The 22,192-nt window shown below is 64.7% G+C and carries 20 protein-coding genes and 3 tRNA genes; 4 read left to right on the top strand and 19 right to left on the bottom strand.

The window, feature by feature from the left end:
* Positions 1 to 150: 150 nt before the first annotated feature.
* From dapC to nrdI, 12 genes are all read right to left on the bottom strand, one after another.
* On the bottom strand, positions 151 to 1,290 hold the full coding sequence (dapC, locus tag CS006_RS05010) for a succinyldiaminopimelate transaminase (protein ID WP_100510689.1): 1,140 nt from the start codon (positions 1,288 to 1,290) through the stop codon (positions 151 to 153).
* A 171-nt stretch (positions 1,291 to 1,461) separates the two neighbouring features.
* Complete coding sequence (gene fdxA / locus CS006_RS05005; protein WP_100510688.1) at positions 1,462 to 1,785, bottom strand: ferredoxin; 324 nt, start codon at positions 1,783 to 1,785, stop codon at positions 1,462 to 1,464.
* Between the two features lie 202 nt (positions 1,786 to 1,987).
* On the bottom strand, positions 1,988 to 3,493 hold the full coding sequence (locus CS006_RS05000; RefSeq protein ID WP_100510687.1) for an amino acid permease: 1,506 nt from the start codon (positions 3,491 to 3,493) through the stop codon (positions 1,988 to 1,990).
* 303 nt (positions 3,494 to 3,796) lie between these two features.
* Positions 3,797 to 5,005 (bottom strand): FAD-binding protein, encoded by a 1,209-nt coding sequence (locus tag CS006_RS04995; protein WP_100510686.1) that lies wholly within the window; start codon positions 5,003 to 5,005, stop codon positions 3,797 to 3,799.
* Between the two features lie 228 nt (positions 5,006 to 5,233).
* Positions 5,234 to 5,404, bottom strand: coding sequence for a 50S ribosomal protein L33 (rpmG, locus tag CS006_RS04990; protein WP_100510685.1), 171 nt, complete (start codon positions 5,402 to 5,404; stop codon positions 5,234 to 5,236).
* Positions 5,405 to 5,447: 43 nt separating this feature from the next.
* Positions 5,448 to 5,521 (bottom strand) — tRNA-Met (locus CS006_RS04985).
* A 5-nt stretch (positions 5,522 to 5,526) separates the two neighbouring features.
* Positions 5,527 to 5,598, bottom strand: a tRNA-Thr gene (locus tag CS006_RS04980).
* Between the two features lies 1 nt (position 5,599).
* Positions 5,600 to 5,681 (bottom strand) — tRNA-Tyr (locus CS006_RS04975).
* 60 nt (positions 5,682 to 5,741) lie between these two features.
* Positions 5,742 to 5,996 carry a hypothetical protein gene (locus tag CS006_RS04970; protein WP_100510684.1) on the bottom strand — a complete coding sequence of 85 codons (255 nt, stop codon included), beginning with the start codon at positions 5,994 to 5,996 and terminating at the stop codon, positions 5,742 to 5,744.
* A gap of 125 nt (positions 5,997 to 6,121) precedes the next feature.
* Positions 6,122 to 7,114 carry a class 1b ribonucleoside-diphosphate reductase subunit beta gene (gene nrdF, locus CS006_RS04965; RefSeq protein WP_100510683.1) on the bottom strand — a complete coding sequence of 331 codons (993 nt, stop codon included), beginning with the start codon at positions 7,112 to 7,114 and terminating at the stop codon, positions 6,122 to 6,124.
* 316 nt (positions 7,115 to 7,430) lie between these two features.
* Complete coding sequence (gene nrdE, locus CS006_RS04960) at positions 7,431 to 9,653, bottom strand: class 1b ribonucleoside-diphosphate reductase subunit alpha (RefSeq protein ID WP_100510682.1); 2,223 nt, start codon at positions 9,651 to 9,653, stop codon at positions 7,431 to 7,433.
* 3 nt (positions 9,654 to 9,656) lie between these two features.
* Positions 9,657 to 10,202, bottom strand: coding sequence for a class Ib ribonucleoside-diphosphate reductase assembly flavoprotein NrdI (gene nrdI, locus CS006_RS04955; protein ID WP_100510681.1), 546 nt, complete (start codon positions 10,200 to 10,202; stop codon positions 9,657 to 9,659).
* 310 nt (positions 10,203 to 10,512) lie between these two features.
* Here nrdI and CS006_RS04950 point away from each other — a divergent pair, with 310 nt between their 5' ends.
* Positions 10,513 to 11,019, top strand: coding sequence for a hypothetical protein (locus CS006_RS04950; protein WP_100510680.1), 507 nt, complete (start codon positions 10,513 to 10,515; stop codon positions 11,017 to 11,019).
* A gap of 13 nt (positions 11,020 to 11,032) precedes the next feature.
* On the opposite strand, the gene CS006_RS10850 is transcribed toward CS006_RS04950, so the two are convergent.
* The 5 genes from CS006_RS10850 to CS006_RS04925 all read right to left on the bottom strand — a co-directional run bounded on the left by CS006_RS10850 (position 11,033) and on the right by CS006_RS04925 (position 16,433).
* Entirely contained in the window at positions 11,033 to 13,108 is a 2,076-nt protein-coding gene (locus CS006_RS10850) for a DUF2207 domain-containing protein (RefSeq protein WP_207760005.1), read from the bottom strand.
* Positions 13,108 to 13,662 carry a LemA family protein gene (locus CS006_RS04940; protein WP_165777254.1) on the bottom strand — a complete coding sequence of 185 codons (555 nt, stop codon included), beginning with the start codon at positions 13,660 to 13,662 and terminating at the stop codon, positions 13,108 to 13,110. The genes CS006_RS10850 and CS006_RS04940 overlap by 1 nt, the downstream gene beginning before the upstream one ends.
* Positions 13,663 to 13,818: 156 nt before the next feature.
* Complete coding sequence (groES, locus tag CS006_RS04935) at positions 13,819 to 14,112, bottom strand: co-chaperone GroES (protein ID WP_100510679.1); 294 nt, start codon at positions 14,110 to 14,112, stop codon at positions 13,819 to 13,821.
* Between the two features lie 232 nt (positions 14,113 to 14,344).
* On the bottom strand, positions 14,345 to 15,475 hold the full coding sequence (locus CS006_RS04930) for a hypothetical protein (RefSeq protein WP_133119532.1): 1,131 nt from the start codon (positions 15,473 to 15,475) through the stop codon (positions 14,345 to 14,347).
* 310 nt (positions 15,476 to 15,785) lie between these two features.
* Positions 15,786 to 16,433, bottom strand: coding sequence for a GNAT family N-acetyltransferase (locus CS006_RS04925; protein ID WP_100510677.1), 648 nt, complete (start codon positions 16,431 to 16,433; stop codon positions 15,786 to 15,788).
* 81 nt (positions 16,434 to 16,514) lie between these two features.
* On the opposite strand from CS006_RS04925, the gene CS006_RS04920 reads away from it, so the two are divergent.
* The 3 genes from CS006_RS04920 (at position 16,515) to CS006_RS04910 (ending at position 18,308) form a co-directional block, all read left to right on the top strand.
* Complete coding sequence (locus CS006_RS04920; RefSeq protein ID WP_100510676.1) at positions 16,515 to 17,177, top strand: 5-formyltetrahydrofolate cyclo-ligase; 663 nt, start codon at positions 16,515 to 16,517, stop codon at positions 17,175 to 17,177.
* 123 nt (positions 17,178 to 17,300) lie between these two features.
* Positions 17,301 to 17,486, top strand: a complete 186-nt coding sequence (locus tag CS006_RS04915) for an FmdB family zinc ribbon protein (protein WP_100510904.1) — start codon at positions 17,301 to 17,303, stop codon at positions 17,484 to 17,486.
* A 201-nt stretch (positions 17,487 to 17,687) separates the two neighbouring features.
* A complete protein-coding gene (locus CS006_RS04910; RefSeq protein WP_165777253.1) occupies positions 17,688 to 18,308 on the top strand; it encodes an SAF domain-containing protein in 621 nt (206 codons plus the stop codon).
* Between the two features lie 9 nt (positions 18,309 to 18,317).
* Here the strand turns inward: CS006_RS04910 and CS006_RS04905 are convergent, their stop codons facing one another.
* Positions 18,318 to 18,545: a hypothetical protein gene (locus tag CS006_RS04905; RefSeq protein WP_100510674.1), complete on the bottom strand. Its 228-nt coding sequence runs from the start codon at positions 18,543 to 18,545 to the stop codon at positions 18,318 to 18,320.
* 7 nt (positions 18,546 to 18,552) lie between these two features.
* Positions 18,553 to 22,188 (bottom strand): helicase, encoded by a 3,636-nt coding sequence (locus tag CS006_RS04900; protein WP_100510673.1) that lies wholly within the window; start codon positions 22,186 to 22,188, stop codon positions 18,553 to 18,555.
* Between the last annotated feature and the right edge of the window lie 4 nt (positions 22,189 to 22,192).

The raw sequence follows: 22,192 nt of genomic DNA, 5'->3' as shown, positions 1-22,192 counted from the left end.
GACGAATGATCAAGTAAAAAGAAAAAATCCGTCGGCCGTCTTCGGCGGCCAACGATCGTTACGTCTTTGCCTTACGTCAACGATGCTTGCGGACGCACATGCTGGCCCTTCCTCATGTGCGTCCGTATTTTTTTGCCTATCGACGGTTCGTCAGTCGTTTGACGACCGCAATCTCCGTACGGCGGCGTCGACGGCCTCATCGGACGCCGTCGACGAGACGCGCAGATATGACGCGTCGCCGTAGAATTCGCCGGGACTGACGATGATGCCGATCCGGGCGAGATCGCCGATGTCCTTCCAGCAGTCGCCGCTGATGGCCTTCACCCACACGTACAGCGCGCCCTGCGGCATGGCGGCGTCGTATCCGGCGGCGTTGAGACCGCGCACCAGCTTTTCAAGACGACCACGATAGCGTTCGCGCTGTTCGACGACGGATGCGACGTCGTCGAGTCCGGCGGCCATGGCGGCCTGGCTCGGTCCGGGGATGATCTGGCCGATCTGCTTGCGGGTCTCCAGCATCGGCGCGACGATGGCGTCGTCGCCGACGATCAATGCCGTGCGGTAGCCGGCCATATTCGACTGCTTGCTCAGCGAATACAGGCACAGCAGGCCTTCGGCGCCGCCGTCGCATACGTCGTCGTCGAGAATGCAGCTCGTCGCCGACATTTCGGACGGCGAGGAGCTCCAGTCCATCAGCGCATAGCATTCGTCGGACACGACGACCGCGCCGATGCGGCGGGCGGCGACGACGATGTCGTGCAATTGCGCCGCGGACAGCACTTCGCCGCTGGGATTCGACGGCGAGTTCACCCATACCATTTTCACGCCCTCGACGTCTGCCCATGATTCCACGTCGGCGACGTCGGCCTTCAGCGTCGTCGCACCGGCGAGCTGCGTGCCGATCTCATACGTCGGATAGGAGATGCGCGGCTGGACGACCACGTCCCCTTCGCCGAGACCGAGCAGCGAGGCCATGAGCGAGACGCCCTCCTTGGAACCGACCGTCGGGCAGATGCCGGCGCCGATGCGCTCCAGGTCGACGCCGCGCAGGTCGTGGAACCATCGCGTGATGGATTCCCGCAGCGCCGCGGTGCCGCGGGTGACCGGGTATCCGTAGGCGTTCGACGCGTTCGCGGCGTCGGCGAGCGCCTTGCGGACGCTCTCGGGAACGGCGTCAACCGGCGAACCGATGGACAGGTCGATCATCCCGTCGGGATGTGCCGACGCGGTCTTCTTCGCGGCGGCGAGACGCGACCAGTCATATGGTGTGCTGAATGGTGAAAATCCCACGATATAGGCCTTTCCGATCGGTGTGGTTCAAGAAGCGGATTGGTTCAAGATGATTCAGGAAGAAAAAGACTCCCCGATATACGGCTGGTATATCGGGGAGTCTGCGATGTCTGACGATGAACGTCCTATGACGATTGTCCTATGACGGTACGGGACCGGTCCCCGATTCCGTCAGTCCTGGTTCTGCGGGGGCAGGGCCGCCACTTCGGCCTCGTCATGGTCGATCGCGCCGAAGCCCGAGGCTCCGCCCTGGTCGCCGACCTCGGCGAAGAAGCGGACGGCGGCGTCCTTGTACCATGCCCATTCGTCCGGCAGGTCGTCCTCGTAGAAGATGGCCTCGGTGGGGCACACGGGCTCGCATGCACCGCAGTCGACGCACTCGTTCGGGTTGATGTACAGCGTACGGGGGCCTTCGTAGATGCAATCCACCGGGCACTCGTCCACGCAGGCCTTGTCCTTCACGTCCACGCAAGGCTGGGCAACAACATATGGCATAGCCGTCCTCCTGTCATTCGTTCGATTCGACCGGCCCGGCCTGTTCGGCCGCCGGCCCGCCGCATATCCCCACGGCGTCACGCACACTGTGCATCAAGTCTACGCCGCCCCCACAACAGAGGGGCCTCCACGTCGTCGCCGACGGGAGGCCCGGCGGAGAGGCCATTCGACCGTCCCCCGATGTCTACGATGCCTATTGCGCCTACTTTTCGATGTCGCCCTTGAGCTGGTTCAGTCCCAGACGGGAGTGATGGTAGCCGTAGGAGAGGTAGATGATGAAGCCCACGACCAGCCATACGAGGAAACGCACCCAGGTGAGCACGGTGAGGTTGAGCATGAGCCACAGGTTGGCCAGGCCGATGAGGACCGGGACCCACGGGTTGCCGGGCATGGTGAAGGAGCGCTTGAGGTCGGGGCGCTTCCTGCGCATGATCGGGATGGAGATGGCGACCAGCGTGAACGCGGAGAGCGTGCCGATGTTCACCATGTCGGAGAGCACGCCGATGTCGAAGAGGGCGGCGACGAGGGCCACGATCACGCCGCAGACGATCTGCAGGACGGCCGGGGTGCCATGCACGCCGGTCTTGGAGAGGCCTCGCGGCAGCAGGCCGTCGCGGCTCATGGCGAACACGATGCGGGTGAGGCCGAGCAGCAGCACCATGACCACGGTGGCCAGGCCCAGCACGATGCCGAAGCTGATGATCTTCGCGGCCCAGTTCGCGCCGACGAGCTCGAACGCGGTGGCGAGCGACGGGCTGTCGGCCTTGGCGAGGTCCTTGTAGGAGACCATGCCGGTGGTGACGACGGCGACGGCCACGTACATGATGATGATGAGCAGCATGCCGGTGCCGATGCCCAGCGGCACGGACTTCTTCGGATTGTCGGTCTCCTCGGCGGCGGTGGCCACCACGTCGAAGCCGATGAACGCGAAGAACACGAGGGCGGCGCCGGAGAGGATGCCGGGGATGCCGTAGATGGACGGGACCATGCCGGTGGCCCACTGCCACAGCGGCTGCGCCCAGATGCCGGTGACCTCGGAGGAGGCCGGCTGGATGGTGTCGGCCGGCTGGCTCGGCGGGATGAACGGCGTGAAGTTGGAGGCCTTGACGTAGAAGAAGCCGACGATGACGACGAAGAACACGATGGCGATCTTCAGCACGGTCATCGCGCCGTCCACGCGGGCGCCGAGCCTGGTGCCGAAGACGAGCAGCGTGGTGAAGAACGCCACGATGATGATCGGCGCCACGTCAAGCGCGAACGAGCCGATATGGATGTTCGTGTTGAGGTTCCAGCCCATCAGCCGGAAGAAGTCGTTGAGATACACGCCCCAGTATTTGGAGATGACGGAGCCCGCCATGAGCATCTCGAGGATGAGATCCCAGCCGATGATCCACGCCACGATCTCGCCGACGGTGGTGTAGGTGAACGTGTAGGCGGAGCCGGCGACCGGAATCATCGAGGCGAATTCGGCATAGCACATCACGGCGGCGCCGCAGACGATGCCGGCGATGATGAAGCTGATGATCACGGCGGGGCCGGCGTGGTAGGCCGCGGCCTGCGCGCCCACGGAGAAGATGCCCGCGCCGACGGCGACGGCGACGCCCATGATGGCAAGATCCCACCACTTGAGGTTGCGCTTGAGTTTACGGTCGGCCTCGTCGGTTTCGGCGATGGTCTGCTCGACCGTCTTGGTTCGTAAAAGATTCATGTCCTTCTCCCGGTGTCGGTTGAGGCACAGGTTCCGAGGAACCCCTGAAAATGTACCCTGAAGAGATTAGGCGGGAATTATGAATTCACCAAGAAACATGCAGGGTTTTCCACACATCCGAACAATAATGCCCGAATAATGGACATGAACGGCCGAAAAACGGATGGTGAACGGGTTCTTGCCTGCGGGTCGGGCCGACGACGGCCGCAGCAGGTGCGGCAGACCCGCGCCGAAACACGCCGGGCCACACCTAATCGACAACGGCCGGCACGGGCCCCGTCAGGACCGGTGCCGGCCGAAGGACTATCGCAGGTCGATGCCGATGGCGACGGGTTCGGGGACGAGGCGGATGCCGTATGCGGCCTCGACGCCGTCCTGCACCGTCTTCGCCAGACGGACCACGTCGGCGGAATTCGCCTCGCCGCGGTTGGTCAGCGCCAGCGTGTGCAATGTCGACAGCGATGCGGCTGCGCCGTCGGCCACGGCGAATCCCTTGTGGAATCCGGCATGGTCGATGAGCCATGCGGCCGAGGTCTTCACGCCCGGCGTTCCGTCGGGCAGCTCGGCATCGAAGCGCGGTGCATCCTCGGGAAGGCGTTCCGCAGCCTCGTGCGTGAGCACGGGGTTCATGAAGAAGCTGCCGCAGCTGTGACGGTTGTAGTCCTCGTCAAGAGACCCTTGCGCATCCCACAGGCCCTTCATGGCGGCCTCGACGTTCTCCTCGCGCTTCGTGCCCTTCATCCACTCGGTGTAGTAGCGGTTCGGGTCCTCGAGCATGCCCTTGCCGGCGCGCACGGCGAGCACGGCGTCGCGGATGGCCGCGGTCGACATGCGCTCCCCCACCTCCACGCCGAGCGCCTTGGCGAGCTGGCCGAAGCCGACCACGCCGGTGGCGCTGTGCCTGAGCACGAAGGTGACCGACAGCACCACGTAGCGCGGCGTCGGGAAGAACTCGTCGGCGGGTGTGGCCGGCGCCTGGTACATGCTGGTCTTCAGCGCCGAGGTGCGGTAGCCGAAACGCAGGTCCTCGGGAGCAAGATCGAGTGTCTTCTTGGTCTTGCGATCCCAGACCTCCACGGATTCGACGACCGTGCCGACCTCCTGACCGTATGCACCGATGTTCTGCACCACGGAGGCGCCGACGGTGCCGGGGATGCCGGAAAGGCCCTCGATGCCCTCGAGTCCCATGCGCACGCAGTATTCGACCAGATCATCCCAGTTCGTGCCGGCCTCGGCGTGGATGTGCACGGCACGGCTGCCGCCCTCGACCGGCGCCACTTCGTCGGGAACGCTGATCGCACGGCGGGCGTCACGCACCACGTATCCCATGAACGGCTCGTCGGAGACCAGCATGTTGGAGCCTCCGCCGATCACGCACAGCGGCAGGCCGCGTTCGTCGGCCTCCTCCACGGCCTCGATGACCCCCACGCGGGAGTCGGGTTCGAAGAAACGGGCGATGGGACCGCCGACGCCAATCGTGGTCAGGTCGGCAAAACTCGGAGTTGCACTCATAGTGCCCAACCATACTGCATGCTCGGTCCATCCGTTCGTCGACGAGGCATAGACCCGCATTCGGATTCCGGGAACGATTAGACCCACAAATCCAGATTATGGACCTACGTCCGAAGCCGCGACCCACGAACCCGGATATCGTAGAATGGGCCGGCCCGCACACGGACGGACGAGAAACAAAAAAAAACCCGACCGAAATTCGGTCGGGTTGAAAGTCTTTACAGCGTCTCAGCGGGTCTCGCGGTGGACGGTCTGCTTGCCGCAGCGCGGGCAGAACTTCTTCAGCTCAAGACGGTCAGGAGTGTTACGACGGTTCTTCGTCGTGATGTAGTTACGCTCCTTGCACTCGGTGCAGGCCAGCGTGATGCCTGGACGGATATCGGCGCTTTTTGCCATCATTCACCTCTGTAATAGTGTCATCGCCGGTTTTTCCGACGCTTTGTAGCGAGGAAGAGACTCGAACTCTTGACCTTACGATTATGAGTCGTACGCTCTAACCAGCTGAGCTACCCCGCCATGAGAGCCTCGAGCGAGAATCGGACTCGCGACCTCTTCCTTACCAAGGAAGTGCTCTACCACTGAGCTATCGAGGCGTGGCGGATAGTGGATTCGAACCACTGAAGCACGAAGCGGCTGATTTACAGTCAGCTCCCTTTGACCGCTTGGGAAATCCGCCATTGCTTACCCCGGAGGAGTTCCTCCGAAATCGGCAACTCGCTTATATAACCACAGAATTTCAGACCGCGCAACTCGGCGTGTCGCGAAGCTGCCGCCAGCGCTGCAGGGCCCGCTCGACCCGCTTGTATCCTATGGTTTCCACGGGAAAGCCGGCTTCGACGAAGATGCGCTTGGGCCCCTTGCCGCGGTAATACTCCTCGATGGCGTGATTGATGAACATCGGCGAATAGTGGATGCGCCCATGCCCGTCCACGTAGTCCACGGCGTCCAGCGCCTCGAGCACGCGCTTGGTCGACGGATCGAATGCTGCCATGATCGTTCCCCTTCCCGGACGATTACGTCCATCCCAACGGTAGCCCATTCGCCGTTACGGCGACGGATGGCGTCCGGCCGGTTTCCCCGGCATGCCCAACGGCTCCGGCGCCAGCTGTCAGGGCCTTAGAAATCCCAGTCGTCGTCATCGGTCTCCTCGGCCTTGCCCATCACGTACGACGAGCCGGAGCCGGAGAAGAAGTCGTGGTTCTCGTCGGCGTTCGGCGAAAGCGCGGCGAGGATGGCCGGGTTCACGTTCACCTCGTCGGCGGGGAACATGGCCGGGTAGCCGAGATTCATCAGCGCCTTGTTGGCGTTGTACCGCAGGAACCGGCGCACGTCGTCGGCGAGCCCGACGCCGGCGTAGAGGCTGTCGGTGTAGGCGGCCTCGTTCTCGTACAGCTCCTCGAGCAGGGTGTGCGTGTAGTGGTGCATGTGCTCGCGCTCCTCGTCCGAGACCATGGCGAGGCCCTTCTGGTACTTGTAGCCGATGTAGTAGCCGTGCACGGCCTCGTCGCGGATGATGAGGCGGATGACGTCGGCGGTGTTGGTGAGCTTGGCGTGGGCCGAGAAGTACATGGGCAGGTAGAAGCCCGAGTAGAACAGGAACGATTCGAGCAGCGTGGAGGCCACCTTGCGCTTGAGCGGGTTGTCGCCCTCGTAGTAGTCGAGCACGATCTCGGCCTTCTTCTGCAGGAACTCGTTCTCCTCGCTCCATGCGAACGCGGCGTCGATCTCCTTGGTGGAGCACAGCGTGGAGAAGATGCTCGAATAGCTTTTGGCATGCACGGATTCCATGAACGCGATGTTGGTGTACACGGCCTCCTCGTGCGGGGTGAGCGAATCGGGGATGAGCGAGACGGCGCCCACGGTGCCCTGGATGGTGTCGAGCAGCGTGAGTCCGGTGAACACGCGCATGGTGAGCGTGTGCTCCTCCTCGCTCATGGACCGCCACACGGGGATGTCGTTGGAGACGGGGACCTTCTCGGGCAGCCAGAAGTTGCCGGTCAGGCGGTTCCACACCTCAAGGTCCTTCTCGTCCTCGAGACGGTTCCAGTTGATGGCGCTGACGCGGTCGATGAGCTTGAGCGGCTTGCGGGGAATGGAGATCGGCGCCATGTCAGGCCTCCTCTTCCACTGCAGCGGCGGACGCGGGCAGGAATTCCTCGGGCGCGGTGAGCCGCAGGATCATGCGGTATACGAATCGGGACATCGGTGCTCCTTTACGATTTGGCGGTTGGTTCGAGGCGAAGCCACACAACTCGTGGTTTCACCCTCGAAATCGGCGTTTTTTAGCGTTCACAACATAAGTTGTGTGGGTTGAAATCAAGGTGAAAGTCGAATGATGCGTGCGGCATGTGCGCGGCAGAGGATGAAGGCGTACAGAAGTACGTCGAATCCTCGGCCGTGCGCATGACGCTCCATCATTCGACTTTCACACCACACATGCGTAGGTGCAGGCGCCGTTTACCTCCGTCCCCTCGAGCGCCTGCTGGCGGATGCGGATGTAGTAGAGGGTCTTGATGCCCTTGCTCCACGCGTAGATCTGCGCCTTGTTGATGTCGCGGGTGGTGGCGGTGTCGGGGAAGAACAGCGTGAGCGAGAGACCCTGGTCGATGTGCGGGGTGGCGGCGGCGTAGGTGTCGACGATGGCCTTCCATCCGATTTCGTAGGCGTCGCGGTAGTATTCGCGGTTCTCGTTGGTCATGTAGGCGGCCGGGTAGTAGACGCGGCCGGTCTTGCCTTCCTTGCGGATCTCGATGCGCGAGGCGATGGGGTGGATGGATGACGTGGAGTTGTTGATGTAGGAGATCGACCCGGTGGGCGGCACGGCCTGGAGGTTCTGGTTGTAGATGCCGTCGCGTCGGATGGCTTCGGCGAGCGTGGCCCAGTCCTCTCGGGTGGGGATGGCGATGCCACGGGAGGCGAAGAGTTCGCGCACGCGCTCCGTTCGGGGTTCGAGCGACCTGCTGCCGTCGGTGTATTTGTCGAAGTAGTTGCCGTCGCCGACCGGCCTGGCGTAGGCGGAGCGTTCGAATCCGGCGAAGGCGCGGCCGTGTTCCACGGCGAGCGCGTGGGATGCCCGGTAGGCGTGGTAGGCGATGGTCATGAAGTAGATGTCGGTGAAGTCGAGCGCCTCGTCGGATCCGTACTGGATGTGTTCGCGGGCGAGGAAGCCGTGGAGGTTCATCTGGCCGAGGCCGACGGCGCGGCCTTCGTCGTTGGCGCGGCGGATGGAGGGCACGGAATTGATGACGGTGTGGTCGGAGACGGCGGTGAGCGCGCGGATTGCGGTTTCGACGGTGTCGCCGAGTCCGACGCGTCCGTCGCCGGCTCCGGTGCCGTCCATGGCCTTGGCGATGTTGAGCGAGCCGAGGTTGCAGGAGACGTCGCGGCCGATGTGGCTATAGGAGAGGTCTTCGTTGTATTCGCTGGCCTCCTGCACCTGGAGGATCTCGGAGCACAGGTTGCTCATGGCGATGCGGCCGTCGATGGGGTTGGCGCGGTTGACGGTGTCTTCGAACATGAGGTAGGGGTAGCCGGATTCGAATTGGATTTCGGCGATGGTCTTGAAGAATTCGCGCGCGTCGATGTACGTCTTGCGGATGCGTTCGTCGGCGACCATCTCGTCGTAGTGTTCGCTGATGGCGATGTCGGCGAAGGGCCTGCCGTAGACGCGTTCGACGTCGTAGGGGCTGAACAGGGCCATGGGCTTTTTGGCTTTGGCGAGTCGGAAGGTCACATCGGGGACGACGACGCCGAGGGAGAGCGATTTGATGCGGATCTTCTCGTCGGCGTTCTCGCGCTTGGTGTCGAGGAAGCGCATGATGTCGGGATGGTGGGCGGAGAGGTAGACGGCGCCGGCGCCCTGGCGCGCACCGAGCTGGTTGGCGTAGGAGAAGCTGTCCTCGAGTAGTTTCATGACGGGGACGACGCCGGAGGACTGGTTTTCGATGTGCTTGATGGGCGCGCCGAGCTCACGCAGGTTGGTGAGGTTCAGCGCCACGCCGCCGCCTCGCTTGGACAGCTGCAGGGCGGCGTTGATGGCACGGGAGATGGATTCCATGTTGTCTTCGACGCGCAGCAGGAAGCAGCTGACGGCTTCGCCGCGCTGCGCCTTGCCGAGGTTGAGGAACGTGGGCGTGGCGGGCTGGAACCGGCCGGAGATGATGGCGTCGGCGTATTCGAGGGCGCGCTCTTCGTCGCCGTCGGCGAGTTCGAGGGCGACGGCGACGGCGCGCTGCGGGAAGTCCTCGAGGTACTGCTTGCCGTCGAAGGTCTTGAGTGCGTATGAGGTGATGAATTTGAACGCGCCGAGGAAGGTGGCGAACTCGAATCCGGATTCCGCGGCGTGCGCGTGAATGCGGTCGAGGAATTCGGGCGTGTACTGCGCGAAGACGTCGCCGTTGTAGTACTTGTGGTCGATGAGGTAGCGCAGGCGTTCGGCGGTGGAACCGAACGTCATGGTGTTGGGCTTCACGTGCCGTTCGAGGTATTCGCGCACGGCGTCATGGTCCTTGTCGAACGGGATGCGGCCTTCGGCGTCGGGGAGGTTGAGCATGGCGTTGAGCGCGTGCCAGTCATGGGCCGGATCGTACGACAGCAGCGTGGCCGTCGTGTTGTCCAGCTGCAGGGCGGTTGTGGTGAGGTCGACCATGCGTCACTCGCTTTCGTTGGTGGGTGTCGGGTTTGGGGATTCGGGGCATTCGCCGTCGCCGTCCGGCGCGGCGCTTTCGTCGAGCCGGCGGAAGAACGCGACGAGGCCGTCGCGTACGCGCTCGCGGTCCTCCGGCGTGCCCATGAGCTCGAACCGGTAGAGGAACGGCACGTGGCATTTCGCGGCGATGACGTCGCCGGCCACGCCGTACGCCTCGCCGAAGTTGGTGTTGCCGGAGGCGATGACGCCGCGGATGAATCTGCGGTTGGCCGGGTCGTTGAGGAATCGCTTGACCTGCACGGGCACGGCCTTGGCGATGCTGCCGCCGCCGTAGGTGGGCGTCATGAGCACGTATGGCTCGCGGACGGCCAACGGCTCGTCGTTCGGCCGCAGCGGCAGCCGGTGGACGTTGATGCCGAGTTCGTGCAGCCGGCAGTCGGCGACGAATCGCGCCGTGTTCTCGGAGACGGAGGAGAAGTAGACGAGCGCGCCGATGGCGCCGCCCCCGGCGGCCACCTCGGGCGTGCCTTTTTCGTGTCGTGATGTCATGGTTTCCTCGCGTGACGTTTCGCGCCGTCGTCTTCGGCTTTCGAAAATTTCCGAGACATCACTATATATGGCATGAACCTGCCTATCAATCACTAGATATAGTGTTTCGCGTGGTGTATATCACAATGAGACCTGTGTCACATGCCACGTCGGACGAGACGCGGACGATGCGGGACGGGCATGGCGCCTGCTGGGACGACATGGGACAAACACTGGAATCGCACGACGTGCCGTCGGGCCATGGATAGAATCTTCAATAGCTTTTGTTGTCAAGCCGTGTCGTCGGCAAACCATATCGAGGAGGATATCCGTGCTCCCTGCCTACAAGAAGACCATGACCGTCATGACCATCATGCTCGCCGTCGCCGTGGTGGCCGGACGGGTGGTGTCGATGTTCTCCGCCGACCCGGCGGTGGCGATGTACGCGTATGTGCTGCCGTGGCTGGTCGGCGTGGTGGTGATGCTGTTCATCATCGGCGCGGACCAGGATATTCGTCTGACCGTGGGCAAGGTGATCATCGTCACGCTGGTCGGCATGCTGGTGCTGACGGCCGTGGTCGGCGTGCTGCTGTACCTGCTGGTGCCTGCGGCCTCGGTGGTATGGGCGTTCCGCATCGGATGGTTCGTGACGCTGGTGGCCGTGGCCGTCGAGGCGCAGCTGGTGAACCCCGAGAACGTTGCGGCGGCCCAGCAGGCGGCCGAACGCCGCGCCGAGGCGAACCTCGAGAAGAAGCTCACCATGCAGCGCGAGGCGCAGCAGGCGGCCCGCGAGCGCATCGCCAAGCGCGAGATCAAAAAACGCAACAAGCGCAAGTAAGCGGGATTCGGGTCTAGCGGCCTCCCATGCCGCCGCCTCCGCCACCGCCGGAGGACCCGCCGAATCCGCCTCCTCCGCCGCCACCGCCGCCGTAGGAGGACGGATTGCTCAGGCTGCTTACGGCGCTTTGGATGTCGCTGAAGTTGCTGCCGATCATCGAACCAAGGTCGGTGATGCCCGTCGGCGCGGAGGATCCCATGCCGGTCGGCGCATGGTGATGGAACGTGGAGTACATGACGGGGCTGGAATCCCAAGTGCCGTCCATGAAGGCCGGATCGTTCAGCTGCGGGTAGAGTTCGCGCAACTGTCGGACGACCTGGTCGCTGATGCCGAATGCGGCCGCATACACGAGGTAGAAGTCCCACATCGCCAGGTCGGGGACGCCCCGCTTGGAGAAGTCGGAGAAGTCGAGCATGTATCGTTTGAGCCCTTCGAGCCTGCCGGCCACGAGGTTGCCCTCGGGGGTGAGGATCTCGGATTTCGCCTTCGCCATGACGGTCACGCACAGGACTATCGCGGCCCCGATGACGATGAACGCCAGCAGCTGCCAGCCGAGGGCGACGAACCCGAGCATCGAGAGCATGCCGATGCCGATGGTCACGGCGCAGGGCAGGACGGTGTATCGGGATGTGCCCACGGAGAGGTGGCCGGCTCCGCATTCCATGGATACCGCGTCGCGGTAGGCGTCGAACAGACCGTCGAACGCCGAGTAATCCAGTTTGCCGGCCTCGTGGAGCTCGGTCATGGTGAACGGCCGGCCGCCGTAGCCTGCCGAGGCACGGCGGAGCACGTTCAGCAGGGCCTGTTCGCTGCGGGAGAGCTGTGAGGCGTGCGATCGTCTCGGGTCGCGCAGGGTGATGACCACGTCCTGTGTTCCGCGCGGTCCGGGAGGGCTCATGGTCAGGCCGACCCATCGTTTGTGCGCGAGCGAGAGCATGGTGGCGGCCATGCCGTTGCGATCGACGGCCACGCTCGAGTCCCCCAGTCCGATGATCTTCGCGGCGACGGCGGGCGGGACGCCGGGGTCGTCGCGCCAGTACGTCATATCGCCGCGGTATCGGGCGAGGCGGCGGGAGGTGCGGATGGACCAGGCCGTCCATGCCAGCATGCCGAGTATGAGCAGCAGGCTCACCACGCACAGGGCGATGACGGCGTGGTTCTTCGCCTCGACCTTCGCCTGCCATTCGTCGGCCATCCGCTGTTCGCCAGCGGCGATGGTCGATGCGGTCTTGGCACTATGCCGTTTGGCGTTTGGCGCGAACTGCGCGGGGAACGTGGCATGCACCTCGAGCTGCACCTGCGCCGGCAGCGGTTCGGCCTTGAAGTAGACGTCCCCGTTGTCGTCGATGGTCAGCTCGGATGGCGAATGCTCGAAATGCAGCCATGCGCGCACATCGTCCCTGGTGAGTGTGGCCGACTGCTCCCGTCGTGTGGAATCGGGCACGGAGATGAGGCCTGTGACCTGCTTGGCGTATATGCCGTTCGTGGTGTCGAGGAACTGCCAGTTGAATTCGGCGTTGCCATCCGCGAGTCCGGTGATGGCGTTCTTCACGCGGTAGCTTACGTAGTAGGTCTCGCTGCCTGAATTGGTCGGGGGGATGTTCCAGCCGAGTTCGGTGGTGTCGGCGTCGGTTTTGGTCAGGTAGTAGGTGCCGGCGAGTTCCTCGTATTGGTCTTCGGGCACGTTCTCGGGGTCCGCAAGGTCGATTTGCTCGTAGCTGCGCCGTTCGGCATCGCGCACGTTGACGTCGGTGATGCCGTCGTATACGCCGGGACGGGCCTTGAACGTGCGGAAGAGCTGATGCCACGGCCGGTCGTTGCCGTCGGTGTCCTCACGCCGTTCGAGGTTCACGTTCCATGTCTCGGTGACCATGAGGTCGCCGTTCGACTGGATGGAGACGTCGTAGTGCAGCGAGTCGAGCGTGAGCGGCTCGTTCTCTCCGGCCACGCCGCAGGAGGCCAGGACGAACACCATCGCCGCGGCCAGCAGGGCCGCGAGCATGGCACGGACGACGGCGGGTCGGGCATCGGCGGCACGGCGAATACCGGCGGCGGTATGCGCGGCGGCGACGCGGGCATGCGGGCGCATCAGAACCGGACCTGGGGCACGGCGCGGGCGGACTCCTCCACCTTGAAGAACTCGCGTTCGGTGAAGTGGAACATTCCCGCGATGATGTTGCTTGGCACGGTCTGGATCTTCGTGTTGTATTTGAGCACCACGTCGTTGTAGAACTGCCGTGCGTAGGCGATCTTGTCCTCCAGCGCCTTGAGCTGGGCCTGCAGGTCGAGGAAGTTCTGGTTGGCCTGCAGCTGCGGATACGCCTCGGCCGTGGCCATGAGGTTCATCAGGGCCTGGCCGACCTGCGTTTCGGCGGCCGCGCGCTCGGCCGTGGTGGTCGCCGACGCGGCGCGGGCACGGGCGTCGGTCACCGCCTGGAGCGTCCGCGACTCGTGGGCCGCATAGCCCTTGACCGTTTCGACGAGATTGGGAATCAGATCCGCACGCTGCTTGAGCTGCACGTCGATCTGCGCCCAGCCGTTGTCGACGCGGTTGCGCAACGTGACCAGTCCGTTGTAGGCCGTCACGGCCCATACGACGATTGCTATGACGATGACGACGGCGATGATGATGCCGATGACCATGGGCTTCTCCTTCGAATCGGCGGCTTTTACCATTATGGCCTACGAAGAAGCGGGGACGTGGGAGGCGGGGCCGTGCCGCCACGACGCCGAGGAACAAAAAAACTCCCGCCGGATGGACGGGAGTTCGTGCACGAGAATGCAGACGATCTCAGGCGATCAGTTCAGGATGCCCAGGATGTCACGAGCGGAGACGATGAGGTAGTCCTCGCCGCCGTAGTTGACCTCGGTGCCGCCGTACTTGGAGTACAGGACCTTGTCGCCGACCTTGACGTCGACGGGGATGCGCTCACCCTTGTCGTCGCGACGGCCCGGGCCGACGGCCAGGACTTCGCCCTGCTGCGGCTTCTCCTTGGCGTTGTCCGGAATGTACAGACCGGAAGCGGTCTGGGTTTCAGCAGCGGCCTGCTTGATGACAATCTTGTCTTCCAACGGTGTGATTGCAATCGACACTGTGGGCCTCCTCTTTCGTAAGAGAACATTCGGTACAATTCCCACGCCAGAACGCCGCCGAGAGGCTGACGATCACTCGGGTGAACGTCCCTTTGCGCTATTGGCTATGGTAGCGCGAAATTAGCACTCTGCCAACTCGAGTGCTAAACGTCTTTGCGCATAGCGAAGACACGTCGGGAACGCAGAGAAGACGGGCCGACGGCGCGAAGACGTTGCAGCGCCTCGCGTGAGGCTAGCTGCGACGACGGGCGAGAACGGCGTCCACGTCCACGCCGAGGGAATCCGAGGAGGCCGTGGGAGCCGACACGGACTCCGCGGCGACCGCCTTGCGCTCGTTGCGGCGGGCCGTGCGCTCGCCGGTCTTCTTGGCGCTGATGATCTGCGCCACGGCCTCGGCGGACTGACGCACCACCTGCTTGGCCTCGCGGTCACGGGCGTCCCGTTCGGCCTCGGCGTCCTTCTCAGAGGGCTTTTCCTCGACGGAGGGCTTCGAGGCGGCAGCATCGGCCTTCACCGGCTCCGCGTGGGCCACCTGCTTGGTGGACTTGATTTCCAGGCTCTGCGGTTCGGCGACGGGCACGTCCTGCCCCTGACGCGGCGAACCAAGCGAGAACGAGATGAGATCCTGGTTGCTGGCCAGCTCGAAGGCGTCGAGCGCATGGGCCGACGTCACCTTTTCCAGCTCGGCGGTATAGTCCTCCGGCTCGGCGGGCTTGTGCTCCTGCACCGGCTTGGCGACGGGCTTGGGGGTTTCGGGGGTGTCCTCGGCCTTGCGGGTCTTCGAATCGGACGACGCGGGCCTCTCATGCTTCGACTCGGCCTGCACGGCATGCTCATCGCGCTCGCGGGCACGGGCCTCCATCTCCTTGCGGGCCTTGTCGTTCGCGGCCTCCACGGCGGCCTTGCGCTGCGCCTCGCGGGCCTTGCGCTCGGCGATGGCGGCCTGCTTCTCGGCCTTGGCGAGTTCGATGGTTCGGCGGATGTCCTCCTGGGACATCGCTCCCGTCTTGGTGGAGTCCACGGATTCGGCGGCCTTGGCCATGGCGGGGGTACGTTCGACGGATGCGGCGGTCTTCGCGCGCTTGATCTTCGCGCGCTTCTTGGCGAGCGCCACCTGACGCTCCCATTCGCGCGCCTGCTTGGCGGCACGGACGCCCAGAGCCAGCACGGCCGCGTCCAGCGCCACGGGAATCAGCGCGAACAGCGGACTGAAGTGCAGGGCAAGGGCAAGCACCAGGATCACGACGGCCACGGCAAGCAGGGAGAGCACCAGGACACGCCTTCTGCGAATGGCGTCACGACGCAACGCGCGCACATGCGCGATCTTCGTGTCATCGAGTCTTGCCTGTGCAGCAGACCGCATAACGACCCCTTTCCCAGCGATGTTCCCGTGTCTATCGCCGAAGTGCATACCATCGTCCATATCGATGATATGCAAAGATGCAGAATATCGATCGGAACGGTGCTCCATCGCGTTTTTCATGCCCATCATGGTCTGCCAGGGCTGCAGGCCGAAGATCAGCATCGCGATGATCGCCCACAGCACGACACTGGCGAGCGAATCCAAATCCATGCATTCTACGATAGGGTACGGGCATGAAAAAACGTTTCACGCATGTCGCGTGTCGGACATAACCCCATACTTTGATTACATCGATTGCCCCGAGGAGGTCTCACCGGCGCAATCTGTCGGTGACGTGGCCACAGACGTCGGTGCTCAGCAGCGTGTACATTTCGTGGTCCCGCCATGCGCCGTCGACATACATATAGTTGCGTCGCACACCCTCGTAGGTCATGCCGAGCTTCTCGACGACGCGCCTTGAACGCGCGTTCTCGGGGAGGATGCCGACCTCCACCCGGTGCAGCAGCGGACCGGTGACGTCGAGCAGCGCCCAGTCGGCGAGCATGGCCAACGCCAGCGGCGCCAGCCCATGACCGGCATGGAGACGGTCCACCCAGTATCCGATGGTGCCCACGCGCATGGAGCCGTAGCTGATGGCGCCGAGGGATATCTGCCCGACGATCTCGCCATGCCAGATCATGAGCAGTATGACGCCCTGACCCTCCTGCTCGGCCTTGCGCTGGCGGGAGACCCATTCGTTGAACGAGATGCCGGGACCGTGCAGCGGGTCGCCGGAATCCCAGGGACGCAGCCATTCGTCGTTGCGCTTGCGCACCTCGCTCCACTCGTCCCAGTCTTCCTGCTGCATGGGTCGCAGGCGCAGCGGCTCGAAACCTTCGGGCGCCTGCAGCCACGACGGGATGCGGAAGCGCTCGTTGCCCGTCGGCGATACATCATGCTTGGAAAACAGCCGGAACATGGCTCCCATATTATTCCGCCCTGTTCCGGCGGCAACGGGACGACACGGGCGGACGTGCCGATGTGCTGGTAGAACCGAAGCATGACGACAAACGAGAACGATATCGTGAATCGGACGACGAACGACGGGACCGCGAACGACGGCGAGACCGCAGGCGGCGTCGACATCGTCGCGGCCAAGACGGAGCTGCGCCATGCGGCGTTCCGCCGCAGGCGCGAGGTCGACGACGAGACGCGCGAACGGGCCGGGGCCGATCTGGCCGCCCAGGCCGAGCGCAGCGGTCTGTTCGACGGGACGCATACGGTCGCCGCATATGTGTCGATGGGTACCGAGGTGCCGACCATGCCCCTGCTGCATTGGCTCATCGACCGGGGCGTGCGCGTGCTGGTGCCGCGGCTGGGAACCGGGCGCGAGCTCGGCTGGGGCGAGCTTGCCGATACGGCCGACCTACGGGAGACGGGCGACCACCGTCCGCAGGAGCCGGACGGCGAGGTCCAGGGGGCCGACGCCATCATGCGGGCCGACGTGGTGGTGACGGCCGCCGTGCTGGCCGACCGCGGCGGCGTGCGACTCGGCCGCGGCGGCGGATGGTATGACCAGGCGCTTACGCATCGGAGGCCCGGAACGCCGGTGGTGGCCGTGGTCTGGCCGTGGGAGCTGCGTGACGCCCCGCTCCCCCGCGAACCGCACGATCAGCGCGTCGACGGCGTGCTGACGCCGGCCGAGTACTGGACGGTCCGATAGACGCGACGGCGTGCGGCGGATGCAGCCGATATCATTGGCGTGAGGTTGTCGCGCGTGCGGCTAGGATATGAACAGGCTGCATGGTTAGCGACGAATAGCATTTTCTACGTTTTGGAGGGACTCGTGCCTACTTATCATTACCGTTGCAAGAACTGCAACTATGACTTCACCGAACAGCAGTCGTTCTCCGACGACCCGATCACGCTGTGCCCGAAGTGCGGCGAGGAGCAGGTGCACAAGGTGTTCTCCGCACCGTCCATCGAGTTCAAGGGCAGCGGCTTCTACCGCACCGACAGCGCGAAGCACTGAGCGCATAGCGTCAACGTAACGACGAGATAATCGATTATCGTTGATTTTTCAACGATAATCGACGTTCGTCAACATTGCCGCGAAAAGTGGACAAGGCATATTCCCATCCTTCAAGCTGGGAATATGCCTTTTTTGTATGATCGACGGCCCGGCCCCCGGCCTCGGGCCTCGTCGGCGTCCGAACGCCGACGGCGCGACCTGATGCGCCGCATCATCGTGGCCGTATGCTGCGGATGTGCGGTATGGATGGCGCTGCAATGCGTGATGGCGACGGTCGCCACGCGATACGTCGCCGTGGCAGCGAAGGACATCGCGCGCGGCGACGTGATAGTGACCGGGGACGTCTCGATGCGCGAGGTGCCGGACTCCGCCGCGCTGCGCGACGCCGTCGACGACGTGGGCGCGGCCGCCGGCATGATCGCCCAGTCGTCGATCGCCTCCGGCACGCCGGTGTTCCATGCGATGCTCGCGCGCAGGCCGACGGTGGGGCCTGAACGCACCAGCATGACGATCGCGTTGTCGAGCTCTCCCGACGAGCTCGTCGTCGGCGATACGGTGCGTCTGGTGACGGCCTCGGACGGCGACGGGGAGTACCGGGTGCTGGCGGAACATGCCACGGTGCTTGACGTGCCCGAACGTGCGGAGGACGACGGCCTGCTGTCGGGAGCCGCCGGCGACCGGTCGATGGCCGTGACGTTCGCGCTGCCGCCGAAGGACGCGCTGGCCGTGCTGCAGGTGCAGGAGCATGCCCCGGTGCTTGCCGTCGCCGTCGGCGCGGCAGGTGACGGCGGTATGGGAGATGAGTGGGGACGCAGGCCGTGATGGCTGGGGCTAGCGACGGCCCTCCGCATCGAACTTGCCCCAGTGCGGAGGCAGTTCGTTGAGGATGCGCCGGTCATCGTCGCCGGCCTTGTCGAGTCGTTCGCGGCGTTCCTCGGCGTCGGTCGGCGCATCGTCGAACAATCCGTCCGCGTCGAAGCGCTCCGTGCCGCGGAAGACGACGCGACGGTGCTTGCGCCGACGCGAAGCGGGCTGCGCCGGCTGATTGCTGTCGCTCATCGGAAGCCTACCGTTCGTCGCCGTACATCTTGGCAAGGCGGGAGACCACGCGGTCCACTTCCTTGTCGGGGTTGACGAACGCGGCGACGCTCCAGATGGACATGACCGACCATCCGAGGGACTCGAGGTCCTCCATGATGAAGCGGTGACGCTGGCGCGTCGACGGGATGGACATGAACTGCGCGTCGTCGGTGACGATGGCCAGGGCATACGGCTTGTTCGGCAGACCGACGACGAGCGGGATGTAGGTGCCGTGCTCGTAGCCGTAGTTGACGGCGACGCTCAGGCCGCGGGCCCTGATGCGGTCGGCCAGGTCGGTGAGCAGCGTGCTCGCCTCGATGGGCAGGGACTGCGGCAGCGGGATGCCGGCCTTGTCGAGGTTCTCGCACCAGACCAGCAGCTGCTTCATGAGCTGCGGGCCGGGCTGACGCAGACGCTCGTCCTCCAGCTCGTCGGAGCTGAACGCGGAGACGATGTCGACGTGCGTGTGCGCGATGGCGAGCGCGTCGAGCAGCATGTTGGCGCCGCCCTCGGATTCCAGCGCCGCGCCGAACTGCTGCAAGAAGCGGCCGTGCATCGTGCGTGCGAAGCCGAAGGTGATGATGGCGTCGGTGGATTCCATGCCGCACACCTCGTTGAGGCCGATGATGCGCACATGGCGCAGGAACTTGCGCAGGCCCGGGTCCTTGGAGCTGCGGGCCTTGAGTTCGGCGCCGATGCGCTGACGGTGCAGCGGGCACATGGTCACGATGGTCAGCGAATAGGAGGCCGGCACGATGGTGAAGCCGGTTGCGCGGCCGATGACCAGTTCGATGACCTTGTCGATCTCGGTCTTGTTGCTTTCCACGATGCCGGTGGTGACCGACGGCACGCCCTTGGCCTCCACCTTGGTGTAGTCGACGCCGCTCTTGGGGTCGGGCACCTCGAGGGAAAGCGGCAGCGAACCGTAACCGTGGTGTTCGAGGAACCGGGCGACGCGGGTGTCGCGGCGGTCCGGACGTTCCAGCAGGCGCAGGGGCTTGAGGTACGGGGCGAGCAGCTTGACGACCGGCGAGGACATCGTCTCCTTGTGGGCGAGGATCACCACCTGGTCGACGCGGGAGAGCACCGACAGCAGTTCCAGCGGATTGGCGTGCGCACCGGCGTCGATGATGGCGATGTCGGCCAGACGCTCCAGCGCCGTATTGGCGACGAGCGTGGCCGGGGACGCCACCAGGATCGGCTTGGTGGCAGTGAGGATGTTCGGGTAGTCGCGGCGCAGCCGGCTCATCGGCACCGGCGTGGGGTTGGCCAGCAGCGTATGCAGCTGGTTGGCCTCGTGCGAGCGGGAGAACAGCAGTTCGCTCAGACGCTTGGTCATCTCCTGGTTGACCATGGGACCGATGGAGCCCACATGCTCCACATCCACCTGGCTGAAGCGTTCGGAGGCTGCGGAGAGCACCGAACCGTCCTGGTTGGAGATGATCGGCGAGGAGTGCACGATGAGTTCGAAGATGGTGGTCCACCACGACAGCTGCAGTTCGCCGGGCGCCGCCTCCTTGGCGACGTGGCGGTTGCGCAGGTCGTCGACCAACTCGTCGAGGCCCATGGCCTGGAAGTCACGCTCGAGCGTGCTGCGCTCGGGCAGCGTATCGAGTGCGCGGTGGTCGTCGAACAGGCCCTGCAGGCGCTGTTCGAGCGCGGCGAACGGCACGGATTCGAGGTCGGCGCCGTCGGGCGTGGTGGCGAGCACGGCGTTGAGCGACGTGAGGTCGGAGACGATGGCGTCCTGCGTGTCGATGATGTCGTCGAGCTTCGGCGGCAGCACCGGCCAGCCGCCGTGGGGTACGAACATGCGCCACTGCTCGGCCTGCTTGGAGACGACCATCAGGGCCTCGTGCAGGTCCTCCACCTGTGCGCCCACGCGCAGCAGGCTCTTCGCCTCCTTGATGTGGCGGCGACGCTCCCAGAAGCCCATGGAGGTGCCTTCGGCCTTGCGGTCGGCCTTGGACTTCGAGGCCTCGATCATCGCGGGGATGTCGCGTTCGAAGATCGCCGGCTGGAACACGTCGAGCACGCGGCGCAGGTTCTTGAGCACCACGACCTGGCGGCTCCACTCCTGCATGGTGGCGGGGATCGGGAAGCCGCAGGTCTCCACAACGGCGCGGATCTGGTCGCGAACGGCCGGCAGCAGCTTCTCGAGCAGACGCACCACGCGCTGGTAGGTGTTCACCGCCTCCTGCTCGCTGTACACCGCGGCCTTGAACCAGGCGGTGTCGGCCGGACCGATGCGGAATTCACCGAGCTCGCCGGCGCGCATGAGCTTCTCGCTCCACTCGTCCATGGAGCTGCTCAGCTCGCGGGCGGTGCGCTCGCTCAGGCGCACATGCGTGGCCGGTCGGGTGGGCAGTGCGGAGATGCGGGCGAGGTTCTGGATGGTCTCGTAGGCGGAGACGCCCCATTCCTTGTTCTTGCCGTGCAGGTCGCCCAGATAGCGGGCCAGACGGGTGCGCACGCCCACCAGCTCGTCGGCGAGCTGGTCGAAGTGCGAGCTGGCCGTGCCGGGCTGGTATCCGACGGCGGCGATGAGCTGATGGTCGATGGCGTTGTTGAACGCGGGGTCGCTCAGGTCGAGCAGCATGCCCGACATCTCGTTGCGCTTGACCTGCTTGACGAAGCGGCTCTTCTGGTTCGGCACGCACGGCACATACAGCACGGTCTTGCCGTTCATGATGGCGCGGCTCGCGATGCTGGAGGAGAGCACGGCGGAGCCTCGGCCGCCGGGCAGGTCCACGAAGGCAGAGGCCCCCGACGACACGATCTGCGCGGCATAGCGGGCGACGTTGTCCACGTCGCCGATCTCCAGCTCGTTGTGCGGGTCCACATCGTATGGCGTGTACGAGGCCACCGGGTATTCCGCGAGGAACTGGGCGGCCTTGTCGTCACCGGCCAGCGTGTCGATGAGGTCGTTGCCGGTGAGTCCGCGGCGCATGCGGCGCAGCAGGCGCTCGCCCTCCTCGAGGAACAGCGTGGAGGAATGGATGAAGCAGCCGAGGATGATCTCGCGCTCCACCACGAACGAGTCGACGGAGTCGCCGACCAGCGAGGTGATGCGGGAGAACAGCGCCGAGGTCTCGGGAGAGCTGTCGGAGTACTGCGAGGTGTCGAGCAGGGCGTCCTCGTCGAGCATGACGCCGTTCTCGTGCATCGCCGAAACGAATGCGGGGTTGATAGTGGCGGTGGCGGTGAAGCGCAGCTGCGCGTGGGCGAGCGATTCGGCGCCCTCCTCGCGGTCCACCTGAATCGGGTAGAGCAGCAGGGGCATGGACGCGCCCTTCCAGCTGGCCACGCCCACGGCGAGCGACAGCTGGGCGTTGCCGCTGGCGTTCTCCACGGCCATCTGGTCCTCAAGCACGCGTGAGAGCCGGCGCTGGCCGGCGCGCAGCATGCCGCTGTCGCGGAACAGGCTGCTCAGCTGCACGTGGCCGCTGGCGAACAGCTGCGCGATGCCGGAGGGGTGCGCGTGGGTGAGGTCCAGTCGCGCGTCCAGCTGCGACAGGTCCTCGACCGGCGAGGGCCCATGCTGGTTCCGGTACTCGTCATACCAGGATTGGATGCGGCCGATGGCCTCGTCCGAAACGGTTCTGGTTTCAGAAGCACTCATGATT

This window comes from Bifidobacterium primatium (assembly GCF_002802875.1).
GTDB lineage: Bacteria > Actinomycetota > Actinomycetes > Actinomycetales > Bifidobacteriaceae > Galliscardovia > Galliscardovia primatium.
This window is presented reverse-complemented; position numbering and strand designations above follow the sequence as displayed.

Excerpts from the sequence above, each read along its gene's own strand:
- CS006_RS04920 (WP_100510676.1), top strand. The coding sequence starts at position 16,515 with ATGACGACAAACGAGAACGATATCGTGAATCGGACGACGAACGACGGG.
- nrdF (WP_100510683.1), bottom strand. The coding sequence starts at position 7,114 with ATGGCGCCGATCTCCATTCCCCGCAAGCCGCTCAAGCTCATCGACCGC.
- CS006_RS04970 (WP_100510684.1), bottom strand. The coding sequence starts at position 5,996 with ATGGCAGCATTCGATCCGTCGACCAAGCGCGTGCTCGAGGCGCTGGAC.
- CS006_RS04900 (WP_100510673.1), bottom strand. The coding sequence starts at position 22,188 with ATGAGTGCTTCTGAAACCAGAACCGTTTCGGACGAGGCCATCGGCCGC.
- CS006_RS04905 (WP_100510674.1), bottom strand. The coding sequence starts at position 18,545 with ATGAGCGACAGCAATCAGCCGGCGCAGCCCGCTTCGCGTCGGCGCAAG.
- nrdE (WP_100510682.1), bottom strand. The coding sequence starts at position 9,653 with ATGGTCGACCTCACCACAACCGCCCTGCAGCTGGACAACACGACGGCC.
- CS006_RS05000 (WP_100510687.1), bottom strand. The coding sequence starts at position 3,493 with ATGAATCTTTTACGAACCAAGACGGTCGAGCAGACCATCGCCGAAACC.
- CS006_RS04940 (WP_165777254.1), bottom strand. The coding sequence starts at position 13,662 with ATGGTCATCGGCATCATCATCGCCGTCGTCATCGTCATAGCAATCGTC.
- CS006_RS04995 (WP_100510686.1), bottom strand. The coding sequence starts at position 5,005 with ATGAGTGCAACTCCGAGTTTTGCCGACCTGACCACGATTGGCGTCGGC.
- fdxA (WP_100510688.1), bottom strand. The coding sequence starts at position 1,785 with ATGCCATATGTTGTTGCCCAGCCTTGCGTGGACGTGAAGGACAAGGCC.
- CS006_RS04930 (WP_133119532.1), bottom strand. The coding sequence starts at position 15,475 with ATGCGGTCTGCTGCACAGGCAAGACTCGATGACACGAAGATCGCGCAT.
- rpmG (WP_100510685.1), bottom strand. The coding sequence starts at position 5,404 with ATGATGGCAAAAAGCGCCGATATCCGTCCAGGCATCACGCTGGCCTGC.
- CS006_RS04925 (WP_100510677.1), bottom strand. The coding sequence starts at position 16,433 with ATGTTCCGGCTGTTTTCCAAGCATGATGTATCGCCGACGGGCAACGAG.
- CS006_RS04910 (WP_165777253.1), top strand. The coding sequence starts at position 17,688 with ATGCGCCGCATCATCGTGGCCGTATGCTGCGGATGTGCGGTATGGATG.
- nrdI (WP_100510681.1), bottom strand. The coding sequence starts at position 10,202 with ATGACATCACGACACGAAAAAGGCACGCCCGAGGTGGCCGCCGGGGGC.
- CS006_RS10850 (WP_207760005.1), bottom strand. The coding sequence starts at position 13,108 with ATGCGCCCGCATGCCCGCGTCGCCGCCGCGCATACCGCCGCCGGTATT.